Source organism: Dyadobacter flavalbus, from assembly GCF_006149045.1.
Taxonomy (GTDB): Bacteria; Bacteroidota; Bacteroidia; order Cytophagales; family Spirosomataceae; genus Dyadobacter; species Dyadobacter flavalbus.
Window position 1 is genome coordinate 71,284 of record NZ_VBSN01000059.1, and the last position, 19,346, is coordinate 90,629.

Below are 19,346 nucleotides of genomic sequence, written 5' to 3' on the forward strand. Positions count from 1 at the left end.
CGTATGGTTTACAAAATTTCACAAAGTTATAAAGTAGCATTCAGCGGGCTAAGCCGGGAAACATGGCTGCTGAGTGCCGTTATTCTTATAAACCGCTGCGGCTACATGGCTGTGCCGTTCATGAGCATGTACATTACGCAAAGTTTGCACCGGAGCATTGCCGATGCCGGTCTTGTCATTACCTTGTTCGGCGTGGGTTCGGTGCTGGGCGCTATGGCCGGCGGGTATCTTACCGATCAATGGGGTTTTCGTCCGGTCCAGATCATCAGTCTGCTGGTCAGCGGAATGTTGTTTGTACTTTTCAGTTTCGTTACCGATTTTACCGGCATTTGTATATTGATTCTTGTATTAAGCTTTTTTGTGGAAGCATTCAAGCCAGCCAATAATACGGCCGTTGCATCTTACTCGTCGCCCGTTAATCTGACCCGTTCCTATGCGCTCAACCGCCTGGCCATGAACATCGGCTTCGGCTTCGGGACTTCGGTAGGAGGGATTCTGGCTGCAATAAATTACGGATTGCTGTTCTGGGTTGACGGGCTGGTTTACATACTGGCCGGACTGCTGATCCTTGTATTGTTACCAAAAGGAAGAAAGATCAGCAAGAATGCGCATGAGGTCAGTCAGTCTGCAGGTCAGTCGCCCTGGAAAGATGCCTATTTTGTTCGTTTTCTGATGTTGGTCACCATGTACATGATTTGCTTTGTGCTGCTGTTCAGGCTTGTTCCGGTTTACTGGAAAGAAGAAATGCACATCGGAGAATCTGTAATCGGCATGCTGCTCGGCATGAACGGAATCATCATTGCACTTTTTGAAATGGTCATTATCCAGAACTTTGCACACCGCAAACCCGATTCGTTCTTCATCATTTCCGGAACCGTATTCAGTGCATTTGCTTTTCTGGCGCTCGTCGTTCCGGCCGTGATGCCGCTTGTGCTGGCTGCCGTGGCCGTACTTTTATTTACAGCCGGAGAAATGCTTGCTCTGCCGTATATCAGCACTTTTGTTATCAACCGGGCAAGCGAAACGAACCGTGGAAAATATTCCGCGGCATATTCCGTTTCGCAGGCGGCGGCTTCCATTATAGGGCCGGCTGCGGGCGGTTTTATTGCAGCAAACTGGGGATATGATGTACTCTGGCTGGCGCTCGTACTGCTAAGTTTTGGCTGTGCGCTGGGGTTCAGATTGTTGTTTCAAAGTAGTGTGCGGTTAGGTTGATATGGTTTTATTCCTGCTGATCTGCCTTTTTAGAATTTTCAAGCAGTTCTTTAAGTTCCCGGTTTCTTTCGGATTCTCTTTCCAGTGCTTTTCGCTGCAGTTCGATCAGATCGTCCTTTTTTACCAGAACGTAATTTTCTCGGGGCTCTTCAAACATCGGCGTTTCTCCGATCAGATGAGAAACAGTTGTTTTTAACACCTCCGCCAGTTTTTTGAACTCCGTAAGTGTCGGTTCGTTCCTGCCCGTTTCCCAGTTGGAGATCGTCGCTTTGCCCGCTTTCTCCATAATGGCTGCCAGCTGTTCCTGACTTAAATTACAATTTTCCCGGCATTTTTTGATTCTTTTACCAACTGTACTCATTTTCTTAACTTAAAGTATAAAATTACTTGACTTTATGTTCATAAAACTATACTTTTGTATATAGTGTTTTTTGTAATACGCAAATTACAAAACTATCATCTTGCAGCAAAAAGCCGGGCGCCTATTGTTGCCGTACAGAGGTCCCGGTTTAATGCAGCATGATTTTTAACTCATTTTATTTTTTATACACACAACTAAATGTCGATGGAAGAATTACAATCAAGAGTCGCAGAGTTCGGAAGACTTACCATTAAGGAACGCCTTTTACAGCGGTTCATCAGGGCAAGGAACGTGGTCGGAAAAAACTGGCGCGGTGTACTCGCCGCCAATGACCCGTTTTTCAACACCAAGCTCGGGAATGATTACCTTACTTCTGTAGCCCAGTCCGTTTCGGACCACAGCCGGGGAAATGTGGATCGTATTGAAAGGGTAACGATCGCACTGGAAAAAATGGCCGGTATCAGTTCGAGGCCGATTGTGTAAGAAAAGGGGAATCAGGTAACTGCGCTGGTTCTTGTTGTGAATAGCGCAGTTACTTGTTGTCAGATGATTGTCAATTCAGGTTATTGAAATTAACGTCATGAGGTTGTCATGAGGTTGTCAGGTGATTGTTAATTTTTGTTGTTGAAATTAACGTCATGGGGTTGTCGTTTTTTTGTCATGATGTTGTTTTGGACTTTGCTTTTGCGGCAGTTATTCCAAGTTTGAAATTCTTGATTTACTCAACGTTATCATTCTTCTTGTTTCATTGATTTGAATGCATTTTATATCCATTATAAATGCATTTTTACCAGTGGCCTTATGGCTTTGAGGCTGTTCAGGATGTGGAATTTGCTTTCTTACAATCTGATTTTGATGCCGCCGTTGAAAACAAATCCGTCCAGCGGCGCGTAAATGTCGCGGAAAACGGGATTGGTGACCGAACCGGTGTAAATGGTATCAAAACGCGTTTGTCTTGCATCCAGAAAGTTCTCAAAGTTGATATAAACAGAAAACCGCTCCCACAAACGCTCAGCCATAAATCCCAGAATTACGTATTCCTTGCCGGTTCTGCCGTCGCTGAGTTCCTGCTTGCTGAAATAATATGCTTCCAGGCCTACTTTCCATTTTTCTTCCGCTTCATAAAAAAGCACTGAATTGATCCGGTGCCGCGAATTCAGGTAATTTTCCCGGTGCAGTCCGCTTTCGCTGATTCTGGAATCGGTAAAAGTATAGCCCAGAAAAAGTTTAAAATCCGCATAGCCAAGCTTGATGTTCGTTTCGGTCCCGCGTGTATCGATATGGCCGTCAATATTTCTGAACTGGTATAAACCGGAGCCTGCATTTTTCAGGATCAGCGGCCTGGTCAGATACGTATAAAAGAACAGTTGGTTTATGCTTACGGAAAGGCGCTCGTCAAAAAGGGAAGTCTGGTAATTGACGTCCCAGTTTCCGCCGTAACTGTGTTCCAGGCTGTTTGTGTTTTTATTGATCGGCAAAATTCCATGATACTGAATGCGTTCGCTTTCTTCCGTGAAAATAGTCGGTGCTTTGTAACCGATTCCGCCGCCCAAGCGCGAAGTGAATGCCGGTCCGAATTTGAAAAGCGCGGAAACCCTCGGCAGAAATGCAAAACCGTAATCCATGACATAATCAGTGCGAACGCCGGTCTCAATATGCAGCCATTTTGTAGCTTTCAGCGTATTTTGTACAAATGCACCAAAAGTATTCAGCGAATAATCCCGGTCTACAGTTCCCGGAAATGCTTTTTCCCGGAATTGGTCCGTCCAGAGATTTGCGCCGGCAATCCATTCCAGTTTGTCGCCGTGATTGGCATAGGAAGCTTCTGTAAAGGAAGAATACTGTGTTCCGTTGAACTGGTAACCGGGTGTTGTCAGCTTTCTGTTGAAGTAACTGAGGCTGTTTTTTACAATGAAATGCTCGTGGTTTCCAAAAATATGGTCCAGCACAAACTGCGTGCTTATTCTGCCGGTTTTGTTCTTTTCAAAATAGGTATGGCCGTTTTCCTGTTTTCCTTTGATGTAATGGATGTCTCCGCCGGTTCGGTCTTCAAGCGTTGTATTGACGCCTAGACTGACGGTTGTATTTTCTTGTGGGTAAAAAAACAGCTTCGGATTGAATGTAAAACGCTGAAATTTCGGAATGGCCGTAAGGTCAATGCCGGCAGGATCGTACGGTGCATTGCGGTTGTGCGAAGCAAAAAGCGTCAGTCCTGTTTTACCGAATTTTTTAGAGTAAAAGCCGTTGGCATCAAACCCGCCCGCGCTCGTGCCGTTCAGATGAAAACGCAGTTCCCGTTCTTCTTTGGGTGTTTTTGAAATCAGATTGACAAGGCCGGCAATGGCACCGCCGCCATAAAGCGTGGAAGCGGAGCCTTTGATCACTTCAACCTGTTTCAGGTCAAGCGGTGGAATCTGAAGCAGCCCCAGTCCGCTGGAAGCCCCGGAATAAAGCGGAAATCCGTCTTTAAGAATCTGCGTGTAACGTCCGTCCAGACCCTGAATCCGGATACTAGCGTTTGCGCTGGTCGCCGAAGTGGTCTGTACCTGAATGCCTGTACTTTCACTCAGGATCATGCGGATATCGCCGGGCTTCATATTTGCTTTTTCGTCCAGTTCTTCTCCGGCGATGAACTCGACACGCGTAGGAATATCCTGAATGGTTCTGGAACTTCTTGTGGACGAAATCACGACTTCTTCCATTTCCTCGGCATCGCTTTCGAGCAGTACTGTAAGCGTATCGGCCATTGGAAGACGGATTTCATCAGTCCGTTTGCGGTAACCGACAAATGAGCTTTCAATAGTTACAGCTTCATTCTGAATTCCTGAAATTGCGGCAAATCCGTTTCCATCAGTAACGGAACCCGATGTGCTTTCCCTGATTTTTACCGTTGCGCCGGGAAGCGGCAAATTGGTTTGCTTGTCTTTGATTAGGACGGATAACGTATTTTGCGCCTGTGAAAAGCATGCGTATAGCATGGCCAGCACAAGCAATATGGATTTTTGCATTGCGGAAATTAAATCTTGTGAAAAACTTTAAATGTTCAGACGTTGAGATTTAAGTCCGTTTGCGGCGGCTGCCAGATTGCAGAAGGTAGAAGGCCGGAGTAGAAATCCTGATAAAAAGCTTTGCAGATAGCGGGCAAAGCAACCGTTTTTACCAGAAAAGCATGTGCAGTAAATGTACTCAGAAACTGTCCGCAGCATGTGCAGCTGCAAAATGGCGGACAGTTTTCCGAATGATTATCGTGATCGGCATGCGTGTTTTGACTGAAAGCGACGGGCTGTTTTTCATCCTTGCATTCCGCCGGATCGCCGCAGGGAAGCAGCGAAAGCAAAAGCATGTAAACAGACAATATGACGATCAGATTTTTCAAATGATATGCAGCCGGATCTTTTATCAAATTTTTTTTCCCTGAATCCTGAAAGCGTTCAGAATGGCGAGCAAAGCTACACCAACATCTGCAAAAACCGCTTCCCATAGCGTGGCAATTCCGCCTGCGCCAAGCAGCATTACAACGATTTTGACTCCCATTGCAAGGCCTATATTCTGATACACAACCTGTTTTGTAATTTTCCCTGCTCTGATCGCAGACAAAATTTTTGAAGGCTGATCATTTTGAATGACGATATCGGCGGTTTCAATGGTGGCATCGGAACCAAGTGCGCCCATGGCAATGCCCACATCCGCGAGTGCAATAACAGGCGCGTCGTTTACGCCGTCGCCGGCAAATGCAATTCGTTTTCCTTCGTCTTTCAGTTTCCGGACAACAGTTACCTTGTCTTCGGGAAGCAGGTTTCCGTAAACTTTATCCATATGCAGCTGTTCACCGACATGCGAAACAACGGCCTGTTTGTCACCGGAAAGCATGATGGTTTCAATGCCCAGTTTTTTGAGGTTCGCAATCGTTTCAGCCGCATCGTCTTTGATTTCATCCGCAATGGTCAGATAGCCGGCATAGGAATGACCGACGGCAACGGCTACGATGGTTTCGGCAATCTCATGAAGTTCTTTCGGATATGGGATGGAGAATTTGTCAAGCAGTTTCAGATTGCCTGCGAGTACGGTTTTGCCGTTGACAATTCCTTTTAGTCCGTGCCCGGAAATTTCTTCCACGTCCTCGGGCTTCTGCAGGCTGAGATGGCCAGCGTGCTGTACAACGGCTTTCGCAACGGGATGTGTAGAGTAACTTTCCAGCGAAGCCGCCGCAGTGAGAAAGTCATTTTCGTCAAGGGCAGTCTGCACTTTTTGAACCTTGAAAACACCTTTTGTCAGCGTTCCGGTTTTATCAGAAACCAGCGTATTGATTCGCGTCATTACATCGAGGAAATTGGCGCCTTTGATCAGGATTCCGTTTCGGGATGCCAGGCCGATTCCGCCGAAGTAACCCAGCGGAATGGAAACCGTCAATGCGCACGGACAGGCAATGACCAGAAACACCATACCGCGGTAAAGCCATTGATTGAAATGGTAATCAGCAACAAAAAAGTACGGCAGAAGGATGATCAGAACGGCCAGCAGAAAAACGATCGGTGTATAAATTTTGGCAAGCCTGCTGATCATCAGCTGCGTAGGAGCCTTGCGGGCCGTAGCATCCTGAACCATTTCCAGAATGCGCGACAGCTTGGAATCCTTGAATAACGTTTTTACCTCAATCTGAACCGTTTTGGACATATTGATCATACCCGCAAGAACCTGCTCATTCTGTTCCTTGTCGTCGGGTCTGGATTCGCCGGTGAGTGCGGCCGTATTAAATGTACCGGCTGCCGATTTCAGAATGCCGTCGAGCGCCACTTTTTCGCCTGCTTTCACCACAATTGTTTCCCCGATCTGAACCGAGCCCGGTGCTACCGGCTGATCTTTTCCGTCCCGGATCACCGTTACGGCTTCTGGCCGGATGTCGAGCAGTGCTTTTATGGAACGTTTGGAACGGCTTACGGCCAAATCCTGGAAAAGTTCTCCGATTTCATAAAAGATCATCACCGCTACGCCTTCGCTGAATTCTCCGATGTAAAATGCGCCCATTGTTGCAATGGTCATCAAGGTAAATTCATTAAAAAAATCGCCGCGTGCTGCTTTTCTGAATGCAATGGCTACGGTTTTGTTGCCGGCAAGTACATAGGCAGCAAGCATCATGCAGATTTCCGCAGTCCGGTTGATCTTTACTCCGAACAAAAAAGTGGTGATCAGATAAACGGCAAGGATCAGCAGGCTCAGCCAAAGCATCCAGCGGCTTTTCAGTATACCGGAATCTTCGATGTCGCCATGACTGTGATCGCCGTGATCGTGATCGTGGTCGTGATCATGATCATCATGCTTGTGTTCCTGCACGTTATCAGCGGGTGCATCCGATGAACAGCATTCGTCTTCATGGTGGTGTTTTATATGCTTGTTACTGTCAGTTATCATCTTTTAATCACATTGCTGCAACCGGTAAGTTGTAAATAATAATATGGATTGCCGTTGCCGGGACCAGAACAAAGATAGCTGCTAAACGTGTGCAACAGGGTTACAAGTACTGAATATCAGTAATTTGCAATGTTGTTGCATGCGTTTTGAAGGTAGGAGCCAGCCATTTAGCTTTTTTCTTCCGCAACGGTATTATGCAATTAATGCACTTACAGTTGTGTAAAAATGGTATATCCGGCATGTTTTTGCCTTTTGGTTTTAAATAATCATGATATAAATGAAAAAGCAGTTTTTGACGGCAGGCCTTCTTTTGTGCTGCCTGTCTGTAAATGCACAGAAGCCGTTTTCAAACGGGCGCCTGAAAGTTTCGGAAAATCAGCGTTACCTTGTACATCAGGACGGAAAACCGTTTTTCTGGCTGGGCGATACTGCGTGGGAGCTTTTTCACCGGCTGGATAAAGAAGAAGCAGATGCCTACCTGAAACGGCGTTCTGAACAGGGGTTTACGGTGGTGCAGGCCGTTGCACTGGCCGAACTCGACGGATTGAACACGCCGAATGCGCTCGGCGACCGGCCTTTGACAGACAATGATCCTTCCAAACCGAACGAAGCCTATTTCAGGCATGTGGATTACATTATAGATAAAGCGGCTGAGTACGGGATTGTTATCGCGCTGCTGCCGACATGGGGCGACAAGCTAAATAAAGATTCCTGGGGGAAAGGTCCGGAAATTTTCAATGTAAATAATGCCGCCGCTTACGGAGCGTGGATCGGAAAGCGGTATCAGAACCGCGGGAATGTAGTATGGGTGCTGGGCGGCGACCGTACACCGCGAAAAGATTCGGACGATGTCAAGGTTTGGAGGCAAATGGCGGAAGGAATCGCCAGCGGAGCCGGCGGCAACAGCCAGGCACTGATGAGTTTCCATCCCCAGCCGAACGGTGTTCAAATGGGCGGTTCTTCCAACTGGTTTCATCAGGATGAATGGCTGGATTTCAATATGCTGCAGGACGGCCATTGCCGGGACGAAATTACGTATGATAAAGTTTCTTTTGTTTACAACCGCAAACCCGTCAAGCCTGTAATTGATTCAGAACCAATCTATGAAGACCATCCGGTATGCTTCAACGCCGCGGACCTGGGAATTTCCAATGCTTATGATGTAAGAAAATTTGCCTATCTTGATCTTTTTGCAGGCGCTTTCGGGCACACATACGGCTGCCATCCTGTCTGGCAGATGTTTGATACAGACAAGGAACCTGTAAACGGGCCGCATTTTACGTGGAAAGAGGCGCTGGATTTGCCGGGTGCAAAACAGATGACTTTTGTAAGAAAGCTGATGGAATCAAGGCCGTTGCTCGACCGGGTTCCCGATCAATCCCTTGTCGTGGAAAACAACCTGGGGCCTGCGGAACGGATACAGGCCACACACGGCAAGGATTATGCGTTTGTCTACTCCGCTGCGGGCAGGCCGTTCAGTGTGAATACCGGAAAAATTACAGGAAAAGAATTAAATGCATACTGGTTTGATCCGAGAACCGGAAAAAGCAGTCTGATCGGGAAATTTCCCAATACAGGGCGTCATCTTTTCAAGCCGCCGACTTCCGGTTACGGAAAAGACTGGATTCTGGTGCTGGACGATGCATCCAAAGGCTATCAGTTTGAACACAGCGAACCGTAAAACTTCAGAAGGTGAATTATATAGAAGTTGTATTACTTTTTTCAACAATATATTACATAAATAACCTAAATAAATTCTATATTGCGTATATACACTTGCGTTTTTAGTTACGATTCCGGATGAAAAATATTTCTGACCGGATGCACAACCCTGAAAGTAATTTTACTTCACTATTGAAATAAGCCGGGCACATTAAATTGTGTAAACCAATCTACAAACCAGTGCCTGTTCGGCATGCAGGCTGTGGATTAAGTGTGGTTTTTCCGGCACCGGAAGATAATTTAGGTATTTAGCAATCTGGCATAATTGTTTTTTACAAATTCTGTCTGAATTTAAAATTCAGTATAAAGCTGTTTCACTTTCACGAAATATATACATATGGGTTTTTCAAACATCGCAACCAGTGATCATTTATCTTTAGACGCCCAGTCCAATCTGGAGTCGTTACCAAAAAACCTGTTGTGCTTTTCGCATCTTCGGTGGGATTTCGTATACCAACGTCCACAACATTTACTTACCCGTTTTTCAGACATCTCAGCGGTCTATTTTCTGGAAGAGCCGATTTTCGGATCAACGGATATTCCTTATCTGACATTTTCCCAGCGTCTTCCCGACCTTTGGGTTTGTGTTCCGCATCTTTCTCATGGACTGAGCAAGGAAGAAATAAACCTGCAGCTGAAAGAATTGCTTAAGGTTTTCTTTATCAATAAAAATGCTGAGGAATTCATTTTCTGGTATTACACACCAATGGCTCTTCAGTTTTCCAGTCATATTACGCCGGGTCTGATGGTTTACGATTGTATGGATGAACTATCTGCATTCAAATTTGCACCGGAAGAACTTAAATCGCTGGAAAAAGACCTTATCAACAATGCCGATATCGTTTTCACAGGCGGCCATTCCTTGTATGAGCATAAAAAACATCTACATTCCAACATTCACCCGTTTCCAAGCAGTATAGATAAAAAGCATTTCGGCAAAGCGCGCAAGCAGAAGTCGGAACCGGCTGACCAGGCATGCATTGCAGGTCCTAAAATCGGTTTTTACGGCGTTATTGATGAGCGGTTTGACATCAACCTGATCCGGGCAGTTGCCGATGCAAGACCTGACTGGAACATTATCCTGATCGGGCCGGTTGTGAAAATTGATCCGGGCGCACTGCCGAGAAACCCGAATATCCATTATCTCGGTTCAAAATCGTATGACGAACTTCCGCAGTATTTGTCCGGATGGGACGTTGCCATGGTTCCGTTCATGCTGAATGAATCGACCCGCTTTATCAGCCCGACCAAAACACCGGAATATCTGTGTGCCGGAAAACCGGTGGTTTCCACGGCCATCCGCGATGTGATCAATCCTTACGAGAAAAACAAACTGGTTACCATTGCGCATAATGAAGAGGAATTTGTAGCAGCCATCGAAAACTGGCTTGTTCTGGAAGATAAAGTGAACTGGCTGACAGAAGTAGACCGGTTCCTGCTGACGAATTCATGGGATCTGACTTGCGCGGATATGGTGGATTATATGACTACAACATTCAAAAACAAGAAAGTTGTGACAATGCCTAGAAGCAGTGTTTCGAAAGCACAGGGTAACATGCAGAACTTACTTAAAAATTCATAAATCAGCCAAAATACTCCTGGAATAAAAGACCCTTATGACAATTATAGAAAATCCATTTAAATCATTCTGGATGGGCGGATTTGAGTGTACCGATCAGCTCAATTTTTATGGCAACAGAGTGGATTTATTAAATGAAACAGTGCATTTCAAGTTTATTCATGAAGATTATGAATTGTTGAAAACACTGAATATCAATACAGTTCGTGAGGGGATACGATGGAGCAAGGTGGAATACGAACCATATCAGTACGATTTTTCTGATGTGAAGGAAATGATTCTGGCCGGAAAAACGTGCGGAATCCAGCAAGTTTGGGACATTTGCCACTTTGGTTATCCGGACGACCTGAGCCCGCTGCATCCGCATTTTACACGCCGGTTTGTAGCGCTTTGTGAAGCATTCGCTGCTTTTTACAACGACGTTGCTCCGGAACAGACACTGATTGTTACGCCGATCAATGAAGTGAGCTTTATATCCTGGCTCGGCGGCGACGCTGCCGCTACTTCTCCGTATTGCAGGCATAACGGCTGGGAAGTGAAGTATGGTCTGATGCGTGCATACATTGCAGGGGTAAAAGCGCTGAAAGCTTTTGATCCGAGCATCCGGATCATGACTACGGAACCTTTGATTAATGTGGTGCCGCCGTTGAACGCAACGCAGGAACAGATAGAAAGAGCGCGGTGGGAACATGAACTGCAATATCAGTCTGTAGATATGCTGTGCGGAAGAATTTGTCCCGAGCTGGGCGGCAGTCCCGAATGCATGGATATTCTGGGCTTCAACTTTTATTATGACAATCAGTGGGTTGCCGGTTCGCATCAGGTTCTGGGCTGGAACGACAAATATCCGGATACGCGTCTGAGATCCTTGTCGGAGCTGATAAAAGAGGCACATTTGCGGTATGACGTTCCGGTGGTACTGACAGAAACCAGTCATCCGCTGGAAGACAGACCGGTGTGGATCAAAATGGTTGCGGAAGAAACCGGCAAGCTGATTCAGGACGATGTGCCGCTGTGGGGAGTATGCTATTACCCGATCATTGACCGTCCGGACTGGGATCATCTTCATCACTGGCACCATTCAGGGATTTGGGATACCGATCCGTCGGGCGATATTTCCGTGAGGATTCTGCACGAACCTTCTGCAAACGCTTTGCTGAAAGGGCAGATAAAAGTTGAAAAAGTGGTTGAAAATGCAGGCAGCAACAAATTCGTTTATATAAGGAAAAATCCGGAAGTTGTTACTGCGGAACAGGAAACCAGTCTGGTATAAACACCAGGTATAAATCATAAAATGCGATAGGTACTGGCCGGTTTGACCCGGAATGTATCCATCGCATTTTTGTTTTATTTACAACTACCTGTGCTCAGGAAGATATTTCGTTGGGGGAAGGCTTTATAAAAAGTGCAAGCCATGCCCTGCGTGCAAGACGATAAAAATAAGGCGTCAGAATAATCAGGATCGGTATGATGCTGATCAGAAAATAGTCGATGTATTTTTCAAAAAAATTGACGAAGATCAGAAAGTAAATGACCATAAAAGCTACGTAAAAAGAGTAACTCATATACAGTGCGCCCTGATAAAAACCCGGTTCAGGAACAAGGTTTTCGTTGCAATGCGGACAGCGCTTGTGCATCTTGTCAAAGTTTTTCAGATTGTATGCATTTTTTGTAATAAAAAAATCCCCGATACCGCATCTTGGGCATTTATTGAAAAATACACTGTATAATTTGCTATGCCTGGACATATCGCTAATGGTTAATGACTGATGGTGAAACTTTTCCGAAGAAAACAGACTGTTCTTTCAAAGAAGTTCTTAGATATACAAAAAAGATGTGCCGTTTACACTTGCCCTTCCATCCGGAAGTGAATTTTTACCTGAGGTTATTGATAAAATCGGCCATTTCCCGGATATCATGAATGTAATCCGCAGCATGATTGCTGATTGCATGCTGCGGCATGAAAGGCATTTGCGCGGTTTCGGGATTTTGCACGACCGTTTTTCCACCCATTTTCTTTATTGTTAAAAGTCCACGGGTACCGTCCTCGTTGGCGCCGGAAAGCAGCATTCCGACCAGTGAAGGACCATAAATCTCGGCAGCGGATTCAAAAGTAACATCAATGCTCGGACGACTGAAATTGATTTTTTCGGAATAATCCAGTGAAAAGGTTTCGTTTTTTTCAATCAGCAGATGGTAATCGGCAGGAGCCAGGTAAAATTTTCCGGGAAGTATCGGGTCCTTGTCCTCAGCTTCCAGCGTATGTGCAAGCGTTTTGGTGGAAAGCAGTTCGGAAAGCGCCGAATCTCCCGAATTGCGGCGGTGAAGTACAATGATAACCGCAAAAGTAAAATCAGGCCTTATAGCCGGGAACAGGCTGAACAATACCTGCAGACTTCCGGCCGATCCACCGATCAGCAAAGCTTTGCATGCGTTTTTCAAATTATTTTCTTCCATATTTTTTCACGGTTCAGCTGCTTGAATTTGCTCTGTACAGCTGAAAATTTGAGGGTTTCTTTTGTACCGAGTGCAAGGTAGCCCAACGTTCCGAGACTTTCATCAAACAGCTTCAGTACCCTGTCCTGCAATTCCTTGTCAAAGTAGATCAGCACATTCCTGCAGAGGATCAGATCAAATTCATTGAAAGAACTGTCGGAAACCAGGTTGTGTGTGGAAATAATGATTTTTTCAGCCAGCTCCCTGTTGAATTTTGCCTGGCCGTAATTGGCTGTATAATACATGGAAAAATCGTGAATGCCGCCGGAGGCAATGTAGCTTTCCGAGTATTGCTTCATCTGGTTCAGAGGAAAAATGCCTTTTCTCACCTTTTCCAGTACGCTGGGGTTCAGGTCAGTAGCATACAAAAGTGATTTCCGCAGCAGGTTTGCTTCTTTCAGCAGAATGGCCATGGAGTAAACTTCTTCACCGGTAGAACATCCCGCATGCCATATACGGATAAAAGGCTTCGTGCCGAGCACGGGCAGGATATCGTCCCGCAGGGATTTGTAAAAGGAAGGATCACGGAACATTTCTGTCACATTGACCGTAATTTCCTCCACAAAACGTTTGAAGTAAGTTTCATCCGTCCTGACCTTGTAACGCAGTTCGGCATAGCTCGGGATTTTATCCAGCGCACAAAGTCTGATAATACGTCTTTTGAGCGATGCCTTGGAGTAGCGCGTGAAATCGTACCCGTAAATATCGAACAAGTCGTTCAGCAAAATAGCTATATCTTCATCTTCAATCATTGCGCACAGTTATATATCGCCAAGCAGCTGCAGAAGTTTTTCCACATCAATCGGTTTTGAAATATATTCGTTTGCACCGGCCTGAAGGCATTTTTCACGATCTCCAACCATTGCCTGCGCAGTGACTGCAAAAACAGGCGTGTTTTTTCTGTGTTCCATGCCCTTGATCAAAGGAATGGCTTCATAACCATCCATTTCAGGCATCATCATATCAATCAGAACAGCGTCGATTTCTTCATTGGTGCGCAGAAGATCCAGTGCTTCGGGAGCGCCGGTACATGAAATGCAGTCGTACGATTTTGCTTTTAAAGTAGCTTTAAGGGCAAAAATATTCCTTGCATCATCGTCAATTATCAGTATTCTTTTTTTACCCATAACCGTCAGCTTCGTTTGCGGAAGTTTTCGTTGTATATATATTGGTTTATGCAATTGGCAGCTGTTGGCTGTTAGCTGTTGGCTGTCGGCTTTTTGGAATAATGTTCATTAAACAAAATAATTCAAACTGTTCATTCTTCCTTTTTTCCGGCAATTGCTTTGGTTTAATACTTTTCATAAAGCCATACGCGTAACAGGGAAATCAGCTGATCGATATCCACCGGTTTGGTAATATAATCAGAAGCGCCGGCATTAATGCATTTTTCCCTGTCGCCCGTCATGGCTTTGGCGGTAACGGCAATAACCGGCAGGTTGCGCCACTGGAAATTCTCGCGGATGCGTTTGGCCGTTTCATAGCCGTCCATCTGCGGCATCATCATATCCAGCAGTACAACGTCCACATCAGGGTTTTCTTCCAGTTTCTGCAAAGCCTCTTTTCCGTCCAGCGCGGTAATGACGTTCATTTTGTAATTTTCCAGCGATTTGGTCAGCGAGAAAATATTCCTGACATCGTCATCCGCGATCAGTACGGTTTTGTTGCTCAGGATTTCACTAAGGCCGCCCAGCTTTTTCTGCTCACTGGCTTTTTTGGAAGCGTTTTTATTTTCTTCCACCACATGCAGGAACAGCGAAACCTCATCCAGCATGCGCTGATAGGAGTGGGCCGTCTTGACGATAATGGAATCAGCATATTGTTTTATCCTGAGTTCTTCCGGCATGGAAAGGCTTTTTCCGGTAAAAATAATAATCGGAATATTTTCCAGCCCGGGATTCTTTTTAGCTTCTTCCAGCGTATCGTAAGCCTTCTTGTCAGGAATGCCCATATCCAGGATTACACAGTCTACCTGATTGTTTTTCAGTGCCTGCACGCCTTCATTGATGTTGCTTTTCAGTTCGGAGTGGATATTGAAAGTCCCCAGAAAGTAGGCGAGTGCCTTGGCATGCATGGGATTGTCTTCCACAATGAGCACCTTGCTGGTTTTTCTGCTGATGATGTATTCGATTTTTTTAAATACTTCCTGCATTTTGTCCAGTGCAACAGGCTTGTCAATAAAATCCACCGCACCTTTCAACAGACTTTCATTTTTCATGCGGTGTGACGACATGATGTGGACCGGAATATGACGTGTTTTCGGGTTTTCCTTTAACTTGTCCATTACTTCCCAGCCACTCATAACCGGCAGCTGTATATCCAGCAGAATGCCCATTGGCCTGAACTTCTCGGCAAGTAAAAGCCCTTCATCGCCTCTTACCGACACAATACCCTTGTACTTGTGCCTGCGGGTGTATTCAAGCAAGGATTTGGCAAAAACCGTATCGTCCTCAATGATCAGGATTACCTTGTCATTTTCTTCAATATTGTCCCGGTCGTCCGCGATGGCGGCCGGTATAACAGAACTTCTGAACTGTGACTGCAGGTCCGGTATTATTCTGGTCTGCGGCTCATCTTTGTGGCTGATCGGGAAAGTGGTTTTTTCGGGTGCAGCTTCTTCCGTTTCATCCCTTCTTTCGAGCGGAATGCAGACGGTAAAGTCGCTGCCTTCGTTCACGGCGCTTGTAAGGGTAATTTCACCGCCAAGCAGTTTTACAAGTTCGCGGCTGATGGACAAGCCCAGTCCGGTGCCGCCATATTTGCGTTTTGTAGAACCGTCTGCCTGCTGGAATGCTTCAAAAATATGCAGTTGTTTTTCGGGTGCAACACCAATTCCGGAATCAATTACGGAAATGCAGAGAATTCCATGATCTTCTTCCCTGAGCTGCATATTAACTTTGACAAACCCCGCCGAGGTGAATTTAAGTGCATTGGAAATCAGATTTTTCAGTATCTGTTCCAGACGCATTTTATCTGTTTCGATAACTTGCGGAACTTCGGGCGCAACAGCAATGCTGAATTCAAGTCCTTTCTGCCGGGCAACCGGAGCAAACAACGCACTCATATCCGAACTGATCTCATGGACCGAAACCTTGGCATATTCCAGGTCCATTTTGCCGGCTTCGATTTTTGAGAGGTCCAGAATTTCGTCAATCAGCCCGAGCAACCCATTGCCTGACGACTGGATTACGGTTGCATACTCAATCTGTTCTTCGTTCAGGTTTTCCTCATTGTTTTCGGCCAGCAATCTGCTCAGGAGCAAAATGGAATTCAGCGGCGTACGGAGTTCGTGCGACATATTGGCCAGAAACTCCGATTTGTAGCGGGTTGTGAGTTCAAGCTCTTCGGCTTTTTTCTGGATTTCGAAATTCTTTTCTTCCAGCAGACCGCTTCTTTCTTCCAGTTCTTCATTGGTTTGCTGAAGTTCTTCCTGCTGCACGCGGAGTTCTTCTTCGGAAGCCTGCAGTTTCTGCGATTGGGCCTCGAGTTCGGCATTCAGGTTTTCGAGCTCGTTATGCTGCGTCTGAAGTTCTTCTGCCTGCGTCTGCGTTTCTTCCAGAAAGTTCTGCAGCTTCAGATAGTCCAGTGCCGAATTTACTCCGGTTGCAATGGATTCAAGGTTGTCTTCCAGAAACTTCATCACAATCGGTTCAGGCATTTTCAGGAAACCCAGTTCAATGATCCCGATGCATTCGTAAGCATAAGTAAGCGGCAAGATGGCAATGGCAGCAGGCTTTGAATCTCCGAGCGTGGAAGTCACTTTCAGATAATCATCCGGAATTTGCTGTATAAACAACGGCTTCTTGCTTTCAATCACTTGTCCGGCAAGCCCTTCGCCTGTTTTCAGGTTTTCAGGTGCGTGCTGAATGGCGTACGAACCGGTGAGTTTATAGTTCCACGTATTTTCCACGATATAGATTGTACCAATCTGTGCACCGGCATATTCCGTCATCGTTTTCATAAGGTTGGAAGCCAGTTTTTTAAGTACCCGTTCACCGCGGATTGCATCGCTGATGCTTACGGCGCCTTTCTGAAGCCAGTTCTGACGGCTGAGGTCATCAAAAGTTACTTTCAGCGATTCCGTCATGGTATTCAGCGCAAAGGAAATCCGGCCGAGTTCGTCCTCATTTTCATCCAGGCTTTTTGCATCATAATTCCCGGCGGAAACTTCCTGGGTAACTTGTTCGATATGCGCGATCCTTTTTTGCGTTTCCCGGTATTTTTCTTCTTCAACCTTCTGGATGGCAATGCGTTTGTCCATATCATTCTTGATACGGACGTACGCAAAAAAGGAAATCAGTATGGAAATCAGGGCGGCAATAATCAGCAGAACCGGTGTATATGTAATGTAGATCTGCTGTTGTTCCAGCCTGGCCTGTAAAATCTTGTTTTCCTCCTTTTTGATCCTGTCAATCATCAACCGAAGGTCATCCATCAGTTTTTTACCTTTCAGCATTTCCCTCAGACGGTCGTCGGTATTATCGACATAAGAGGAATTTTTGCTTGCCTGATCAATGATGTATTGCATCTGGCCGAATTTGGCTTCATAAAGTGCCTTTACTTCTCGCAGGTTTTTTTGCTGTACAGGACTTTCAGCAGTCAGTTCCTGCAGGTTGTTATAACTATTGGTGGTTTTTTCATAAGCGCCTTTGTAAGGATCAAGAAATGCCGGTTCGGATGTGATCAGAAAGCCGCGCTGACCGGTTTCTGCATCTTTCATGTGCGAGATGATACTTTCTGCTTCAATCAAAACCTCGTTTGTATGATTCACCAGCCGGGAATTATTGATCAGTTTCTGTGTGCTGTAATACGACGCCAGAAGACTGAAAAACAAAAGCAGAATGGAAAAGGAAAATACAATTCTTAATTGCTGTATGATTGAATTAGAAGTTTTCGTCATAGGTAATGTAATGCTGAATTTCAATTTGTTTTAAGATTCTGATAGGTCATTTTCCTGAACCAGCGGCAGTACGAGGATAAACTGCGAACCTTCATTTTCCACGCTCTGGGCAGAAATCAGACCGTTGTGTTTGTCAATAATTTTCTTTGCAATGGCCAGTCCGATTCCGGTACCTTCATAGGTGCTGATGTTGTTGAGCCGCTGAAAGATTACAAATATCCTGTCCAAAAACTTTTCATCAAACCCGATCCCGTTATCAGCGATGACAATCCGGCAGAAAAGGCCGTCTGCAACCGCAGGCTCATCCATTCCTTTGGATCCGATCAGCGTTGATGAAATGGTGATCAGCGGTGGCGTGCCCGGTTTGGAAAACTTGAGTGCGTTGCCGATCAGATTTTGGAATACTTGCCTGATCTGGCTTGGAATGGTATCTGTAACGGGTAAAGGATGAACCCGAACCACTGCATTTTTTTCTTCAATAACTTCATCGAAGTCAACTAATATCTCATCGATCAGGGAGTTAAGGTTTGTTTGTTGAAAGTTTGCTTTAACAGAAAGCCTTGAATATTCCAGCAGATCGGTGATCAGCCGCGACATTCTTGCCGAGGAATTAATGGACCGGTTCAGGTAAGCAGTAGCTTCTTCGTTTCCGGTCAGGTATTTTTCCTTGATCAGATGGCTGAACGTCTGAATTTTTCTGAGGGGTTCTTTAAGGTCGTGTGATACAACCCATGCAAACTGCTGAAGTTCGTGATTGGTAGTTTCCAGTTCCGTATTCTTGTCAAGCAGCTCGCGCGTACGCAGTTCCACTTTATGTTCCAGCAGTTCGTTCGCCATTTTCTGCTCATGAATATCGGTAAATGTACCGACCCACCGCACGATGGCGCCATTCTGGGTGATCGGAATAATTTTCAGCAAAAAATATTTGTATTCATCAGATTCAAGGGCCTTAAGCCTGGCTTCGCGCGTAAATTCCTGGCCGGCTGCGAAATGCTCAGACCAGCGCTCCGTGAAAAAATCGTCGGGATGCATTTCGGGGAATACATGGGCACTGGACGAATACTGAAACCAGTGTTCATTTACAAATTCAATATCTCCTTCAACATTGACGGTAAATGCGATTTGGGGCAAAGATTCAAGTATAAACTGCATTTCATGCATTCGGAATGCAAGTTCTTCCTGCGCATTTTTCCTGATCTCGATTTCATTCTGAAGCGAATGCTGAATGGCTTTTAGTTCCTGCTGCTGCTGGAAAAGCTTATAGAATGTTTTCACTTTCAGCAACAGGATGTCGGGATCAACAGGCTTGGTAAGATAGTCGATTCCGCCTGAGGAATAGCCCTTTGTAATGAATTTTTTCTCTTTATTTACCGCTGATAGAAAAATGATCGGTGTGTCTTTTGCCTTGCTGAACCCTGAAATTGCTTCTGCTACTTCAAATCCGTCCATGCCGGGCATCTGCACGTCCATAATAATAACGGAGTAGCTGTTGTTCAGGATTTTTTTAAGAGCTTCTTCACCTGAGCCTGCGCTGTCCGTTTTGAACTGGTGCAGTTCAAGTATTTTTTTTAAAGGAAGAATGTTTTCCGGCCTGTCGTCGACAATCAGAATCATAAATTGTTGGTAAAAATGCTAACTTCTTAAAATCGATGACTGCGATAAAC

At 45.5% G+C, this 19,346-nt stretch carries 15 protein-coding genes; 5 read left to right on the forward strand and 10 right to left on the reverse strand.

Annotation, left to right across the window (positions count from 1 at the left end):
* Positions 1-3 precede the first annotated feature (3 nt).
* A complete protein-coding gene (locus FEM33_RS19380) occupies positions 4-1,215 on the forward strand; it encodes an MFS transporter (protein ID WP_139013652.1) in 1,212 nt (403 codons plus the stop codon).
* A 7-nt stretch (positions 1,216-1,222) separates the two neighbouring features.
* Here FEM33_RS19380 and FEM33_RS19385 read toward each other — a convergent pair whose 3' ends face one another.
* Positions 1,223-1,576, reverse strand: a complete 354-nt coding sequence (locus FEM33_RS19385) for a helix-turn-helix domain-containing protein (RefSeq protein WP_139013653.1) — start codon at positions 1,574-1,576, stop codon at positions 1,223-1,225.
* Positions 1,577-1,780: 204 nt separating this feature from the next.
* On the opposite strand from FEM33_RS19385, the gene FEM33_RS19390 reads away from it, so the two are divergent.
* A complete protein-coding gene (locus tag FEM33_RS19390) occupies positions 1,781-2,059 on the forward strand; it encodes a hypothetical protein (RefSeq protein ID WP_139013654.1) in 279 nt (92 codons plus the stop codon).
* A 356-nt stretch (positions 2,060-2,415) separates the two neighbouring features.
* Here the strand turns inward: FEM33_RS19390 and FEM33_RS19395 are convergent, their stop codons facing one another.
* From FEM33_RS19395 to FEM33_RS19405, 3 genes are read right to left on the reverse strand one after another with little or no spacing between them, the layout of a single operon-like run.
* Positions 2,416-4,584 carry a TonB-dependent receptor gene (locus FEM33_RS19395; RefSeq protein WP_139013655.1) on the reverse strand — a complete coding sequence of 723 codons (2,169 nt, stop codon included), beginning with the start codon at positions 4,582-4,584 and terminating at the stop codon, positions 2,416-2,418.
* Between the two features lie 35 nt (positions 4,585-4,619).
* A complete protein-coding gene (locus tag FEM33_RS19400) occupies positions 4,620-4,979 on the reverse strand; it encodes a DUF6660 family protein (protein WP_139013656.1) in 360 nt (119 codons plus the stop codon).
* Entirely contained in the window at positions 4,976-6,985 is a 2,010-nt protein-coding gene (locus FEM33_RS19405) for a heavy metal translocating P-type ATPase (protein ID WP_139013657.1), read from the reverse strand. The genes FEM33_RS19400 and FEM33_RS19405 overlap by 4 nt, the downstream gene beginning before the upstream one ends.
* 277 nt (positions 6,986-7,262) lie before the next feature.
* Between FEM33_RS19405 and FEM33_RS19410 the strand changes: the two genes are divergently transcribed.
* The 3 genes from FEM33_RS19410 to FEM33_RS19420 all read left to right on the forward strand — a co-directional run bounded on the left by FEM33_RS19410 (position 7,263) and on the right by FEM33_RS19420 (position 11,559).
* Positions 7,263-8,666, forward strand: coding sequence for a glycoside hydrolase family 140 protein (locus tag FEM33_RS19410; protein ID WP_139013658.1), 1,404 nt, complete (start codon positions 7,263-7,265; stop codon positions 8,664-8,666).
* Positions 8,667-9,044: 378 nt separating this feature from the next.
* A complete protein-coding gene (locus FEM33_RS19415) occupies positions 9,045-10,289 on the forward strand; it encodes a glycosyltransferase family 1 protein (RefSeq protein WP_139013659.1) in 1,245 nt (414 codons plus the stop codon).
* Between the two features lie 34 nt (positions 10,290-10,323).
* Positions 10,324-11,559 carry an amine oxidase gene (locus FEM33_RS19420; protein WP_201747804.1) on the forward strand — a complete coding sequence of 412 codons (1,236 nt, stop codon included), beginning with the start codon at positions 10,324-10,326 and terminating at the stop codon, positions 11,557-11,559.
* 94 nt (positions 11,560-11,653) lie between these two features.
* Here FEM33_RS19420 and FEM33_RS19425 read toward each other — a convergent pair whose 3' ends face one another.
* The 6 genes from FEM33_RS19425 to FEM33_RS19450 form a co-directional block, all read right to left on the reverse strand.
* Positions 11,654-12,034, reverse strand: a complete 381-nt coding sequence (locus FEM33_RS19425; RefSeq protein WP_139013660.1) for a DUF983 domain-containing protein — start codon at positions 12,032-12,034, stop codon at positions 11,654-11,656.
* 127 nt (positions 12,035-12,161) lie between these two features.
* Positions 12,162-12,743, reverse strand: coding sequence for a chemotaxis protein CheB (locus FEM33_RS19430; protein ID WP_139013661.1), 582 nt, complete (start codon positions 12,741-12,743; stop codon positions 12,162-12,164).
* A complete protein-coding gene (locus FEM33_RS19435) occupies positions 12,725-13,534 on the reverse strand; it encodes a CheR family methyltransferase (protein ID WP_139013662.1) in 810 nt (269 codons plus the stop codon). Before FEM33_RS19435 ends, FEM33_RS19430 begins: the two co-directional genes overlap by 19 nt.
* Before the next feature lie 9 nt (positions 13,535-13,543).
* A complete protein-coding gene (locus FEM33_RS19440; RefSeq protein WP_139013663.1) occupies positions 13,544-13,909 on the reverse strand; it encodes a response regulator in 366 nt (121 codons plus the stop codon).
* A 164-nt stretch (positions 13,910-14,073) separates the two neighbouring features.
* Complete coding sequence (locus tag FEM33_RS19445) at positions 14,074-17,682, reverse strand: response regulator (protein ID WP_139013664.1); 3,609 nt, start codon at positions 17,680-17,682, stop codon at positions 14,074-14,076.
* Between the two features lie 30 nt (positions 17,683-17,712).
* Positions 17,713-19,296 (reverse strand): hybrid sensor histidine kinase/response regulator, encoded by a 1,584-nt coding sequence (locus FEM33_RS19450; RefSeq protein WP_139013665.1) that lies wholly within the window; start codon positions 19,294-19,296, stop codon positions 17,713-17,715.
* Positions 19,297-19,346 lie beyond the last annotated feature (50 nt).